This window comes from Ruegeria sp. O11 (genome assembly GCF_056535285.1).
Genome location: NZ_JBQERS010000034.1, coordinates 1 through 4,432 on the forward strand (window position 1 = coordinate 1; position 4,432 = coordinate 4,432).

A 4,432-nucleotide genomic window follows, 5' to 3' on the forward strand; every position below is an offset into this window, starting at 1 on the left:
TTACTCTGCGGCTTCTTCGTATTCTGACATTGGAGGGCATGTGCAGATGAGGTTTCTGTCACCGTATGCGTTGTCGACGCGGTTGACGGGGGACCAGTATTTGTCGACGCCCATGGAGCCCGGAGGGAAGCAGGCCTGTTCGCGTGTGTAGGGGCGGTCCCAGCTGCCGACCAGATCGCGCACCGTGTGGGGGGCGTTTTTCAGCGGGTTGTTTTCCGCATCGATCTTGCCGTCGATGATATCCTGCGCCTCGGCCCGAATGGACAGCATGGCCTCGCAGAAGCGGTCGAGCTCGTCCATGGGCTCCGATTCCGTGGGCTCCACCATCAGGGTTCCGGCCACCGGCCAGGACATGGTTGGGGCGTGGAAGCCTGAATCGACCAGGCGCTTGGCAATGTCATCGACGCTGACATGCGCGGCCTCGTCCAGCGGACGGGTGTCGAGGATGCATTCATGCGCCACCCGGCCCGTGTCCGACGTGTAGAGGATCGGGTAGGCATCCTTGAGCCGCGCCGCGATGTAGTTGGCGTTCAGGATTGCCACTTTCGTAGCCTGGGTCAGACCTGCGCCGCCCATCAGCAGAACATAGGCCCATGAGACCGGCAGGATGGACGGAGACCCGAAAGGCGCTGCCGAGACCGGGCCCACGGCGGTGCCGTATTCCGGGTGGCCGGGCAGGTGCTCCTGCAGATGCGCCTTGACGCCGATCGGACCCATGCCGGGGCCGCCACCGCCATGCGGGATGCAGAAGGTCTTGTGCAGGTTCAGGTGGCTGACGTCACCGCCCACATCGCCCGGACGCGCCAGGCCAACCATGGCGTTCATGTTGGCGCCGTCGATATAGACCTGACCGCCGTGATCATGGGTGATCTGGCAGACCTCCTGTACGGTGGTCTCGAACACGCCATGGGTGGACGGATAGGTGATCATGCAGGCGGCCAGATGATCCGAGTGCTTTTCCGCCTTGGCGCGGAAGTCATTCAGGTCAATGTTGCCCTTGTCATCCGCCTGCACCGGCACAACCTGCCAGCCGACCATCTGGGCCGAGGCCGGGTTGGTGCCATGCGCCGAGGTTGGGATCAGGCAGACATTGCGCTGCCCCTCGCCACGCGCGAAGTGATAATTGCGGATGGTCAGAAGGCCCGCGTACTCACCCTGCGCGCCCGAGTTGGGCTGCTGCGAGATCGCGTCATAGCCGGTGATCTGGCACAGCTTGTCGTTCAGATCGGCAATCATCTCGTGATAGCCCTGCGCCTGATCTTCCGGGCAGAACGGGTGCAGATTGCCGAACTCGGGCCAGGTGACCGGGATCATCTCAACCGTGGCGTTCAGCTTCATGGTGCACGAGCCCAGCGGGATCATCGCCCGGTCCAGCGCCAGATCGCGGTCGGCCAGACGGCGCATATAGCGCGTGATCTCGGCCTCGGCCCGGTTCTTGTGGAAGATCGGGTGGGTCAGGTACTCGCTCTCGCGCAGCGCGTAATCCGGCAGGCGGTAGGCCACGTTCGAGCTGTCATCCTTGCGGTCGATGCCAAAGGCACCCCAGACCGCCTCGATGGTCTCGGGGCGGGTCTGTTCGTCGAGGCTGATGCCCACTTTCGTGTCGCCCACTTTACGCAGGTTCACACCGCGGGCCACGGCGGCCTCCATCACGACGTTCTGCAGATGGCCAACCTCAACCGTGATCGTGTCGAAGAATACCTCGGGTTCGACGGCAAAGCCCGCCTCTTCCAGACCGGCAGCCATGCGCGAGGTCTTGCGGTGCACCGATTGCGCGATGGCCTTGATGCCGTCGGGGCCATGGTACACGGCATACATTGACGCAATCACCGCCAAGAGCGCCTGCGCAGTACAGACGTTCGAGTTCGCCTTCTCGCGGCGGATATGCTGCTCGCGGGTCTGCAGCGCCAGGCGGTAGGCCTTGTTGCCCCGGCTGTCGATGCTGACGCCGATGATCCGGCCCGGCATCGAGCGTTTCAGCTTGTCGGTGGTCGCCATATAGGCGGCGTGCGGGCCGCCATAGCCCATCGGAACGCCAAAGCGCTGGGTCGAGCCGATGGCGATATCCGCGCCCATCTCGCCCGGTGACTTCAGCAGCGCCAGAGACAGGATATCGGCGGCGACAATTGCGATGGCCTTGTGCTCATGCAGCGCCGCGATCTCGGCGGTGAAGTCGCGCACATGGCCGTGGGTGCCGGGATACTGGAAGATCGCGCCAAAGACCGCGCCTGCATCCAGCGTGTCCGGATCAGCCACCTGCACTTCGATGCCCAGAGGCTCGGCCCGGGTTTTAATGACCGCGATGGTCTGCGGGTGGCAGTTCTTGTCGACAAAGAAGGCTGCATTGTTGGCCTTGGACCGACCACCGCGCTTGGCCATGGCCATCGCTTCGGCCGCAGCGGTGGCTTCGTCCAGCAGGGATGCGTTGGCCACATCCAGCCCGGTCAGGTCGCTGACCATGGTCTGGAAGTTCAACAGCGCCTCAAGGCGGCCCTGGCTGATCTCGGGCTGATAGGGCGTATAGGCCGTGTACCAGGCCGGGTTTTCCAGGATGTTGCGCAGGATCGGCGCCGGCGTGGTGGTGCCATAATATCCCTGACCAATCAGCGAGGTCAGAACCTTGTTCTTGCTCGCCACCTCTTTCATGTGGAACAGAGCGTCGCGTTCCGTCATCGCCGGGCCCCAGTCCAGCGGCTCTTTCTGCCGGATCGCGGGGGGGACGGTGGCGTCGATTAGCTGGTCCAGTGTCTTGAAGCCGATCACCTTGAGCATGTCGCGCATCTCGGTCGGGCTGGGCCCGATATGGCGGCGGTTGGCGAAGTCATAGGCTTCGTAATCGGTCAGTTTGAAGGCCATCGTTGCGCTCCTCAAGGATAGGTCAGACCCGGCGGAGACTGCGGGAGCCTCCGGCGGGAGTATTTTTAGCCAGATGAAGGGGCGGACCCGTGCGAGGACCCGCCATTTGGATTTATCCGATGAAGGCCTTGTAGCCGGCTTCGTCCATCAGATCTTCGAGCTGCGAGGCATCCGCAATCTTGATCTTGTAGATCCAGGCTTCGCCTTCGGGGTCGTCATTCAGAGAACCAGGATTGTCAGCCAGCGCCTCGTTCACCTCTGTGATCTCGCCATCGACCGGCGCATAAAGCTCGGACGCGGCCTTGACGGATTCAATCACGCCGATCTCGTCGCCTTTTTCGAACTCGTCCCCTGCTTCCTGCTGTTCCACGAACACCACGTCGCCCAACTGCTCGGCGGCGTGTTTGGTGATGCCCAGCGTGGCGGTGTCGCCCTCAACAGCCAGCCATTCATGTTCTTCGGAATAATAGGTTGCCATGTCTCTCTCTCCTGACTTCAACGCTTGTAATTCTGTTTGACAAAGGGCAGCGCCACGATCTGCGCCGGTTGCGGTTTGCCCCGGATGATCAGGTTCACCGTCTCGCCCGGCTCGGTATGACCTGCCGCGACATAGCCCATCGCCACCGGTCCACCCACGGTGGGGCCAAACACGCCCGAGGTGATCTGGCCGATTGTATTGCCATTGCTGCACTGGATCTCAACGCCCTGACGCGCCGGTGCGCGGCCTTCGGGCTTGATGCCCACCAGCTTTTTGGCGGGACCTTCGGCCAGTTCCTTCTGCACACGGTCCGCGCCCGGGAAACCGCCCTCTTCCTTGCGGCGCTTCTGGATCGCCCAAGCCAGGGAGGCCTCGATCGGCGAGGTGCTCTGGTCGATGTCATTGCCATAAAGGCACAGCCCGGCTTCAAGCCGCAGGCTGTCGCGCGCGCCCAGACCGGCCGCCTCGCAATCTTCATGCGCCAGGAAGGCCTTGGTGATCTCAATCGCCTTGTCCTCGGGGATCGAGATCTCATACCCGTCCTCGCCGGTATAGCCCAGCCGCGAGATCCGGCATTCAACACCGTTGATATCGGCCACCGTGGTTTCCATGAACTTCAGATCCCGCGCCGCAGGGCAGAGCTCGCCCACAACGTTTTCCGCCGCAGGGCCCTGTACCGCCACCAGCGCGCGGTCGAAGATCTCGATCACTTCAACACCGTCGAGATGTTCGCGCATATGCGGAATGTCCTGATGCCGCAGCGCCGCGTTCACCACCACAAAGTAGTGATCGCCCGCATTCGACACGATCAAATCGTCCATGATCCCGCCATCCGCGTTCGTAAAGAACCCGTACCGCGCCTTGCCTTCCTTCAACGTCGCATAGGCCTGCGGGCACAAAGCTTCCAGCTTCTCGCCCACATTCTCGCCCTTCAGGATCACCTGACCCATATGACTCACATCAAACACCGCCGCCTTCTCACGACACTGCTTATGCTCCCCCATAATCCCCAATGGATACTGAACAGGCATCTCCCACCCAGCAAAATCAACCAACTTACCACCCAACTCAACATGCAAAGCGTGAAGAGGCGTGCGT

3 protein-coding genes are annotated in these 4,432 nt (G+C 62.2%); all 3 read right to left on the reverse strand.

Annotated features, from left to right (window positions below):
- On the reverse strand, window positions 1-2,856 hold the full coding sequence (gcvP, locus tag ACRZ91_RS22060) for an aminomethyl-transferring glycine dehydrogenase (protein WP_480908626.1): 2,856 nt from the start codon (window positions 2,854-2,856) through the stop codon (window positions 1-3).
- 112 nt (window positions 2,857-2,968) lie between these two features.
- A complete protein-coding gene (gene gcvH / locus ACRZ91_RS22065) occupies window positions 2,969-3,334 on the reverse strand; it encodes a glycine cleavage system protein GcvH (RefSeq protein ID WP_480908628.1) in 366 nt (121 codons plus the stop codon).
- Window positions 3,335-3,351: 17 nt separating this feature from the next.
- On the reverse strand, window positions 3,352-4,432 hold a 1,081-nt coding region (gcvT, locus tag ACRZ91_RS22070), incomplete at its 5' end, for a glycine cleavage system aminomethyltransferase GcvT (RefSeq protein WP_170547671.1).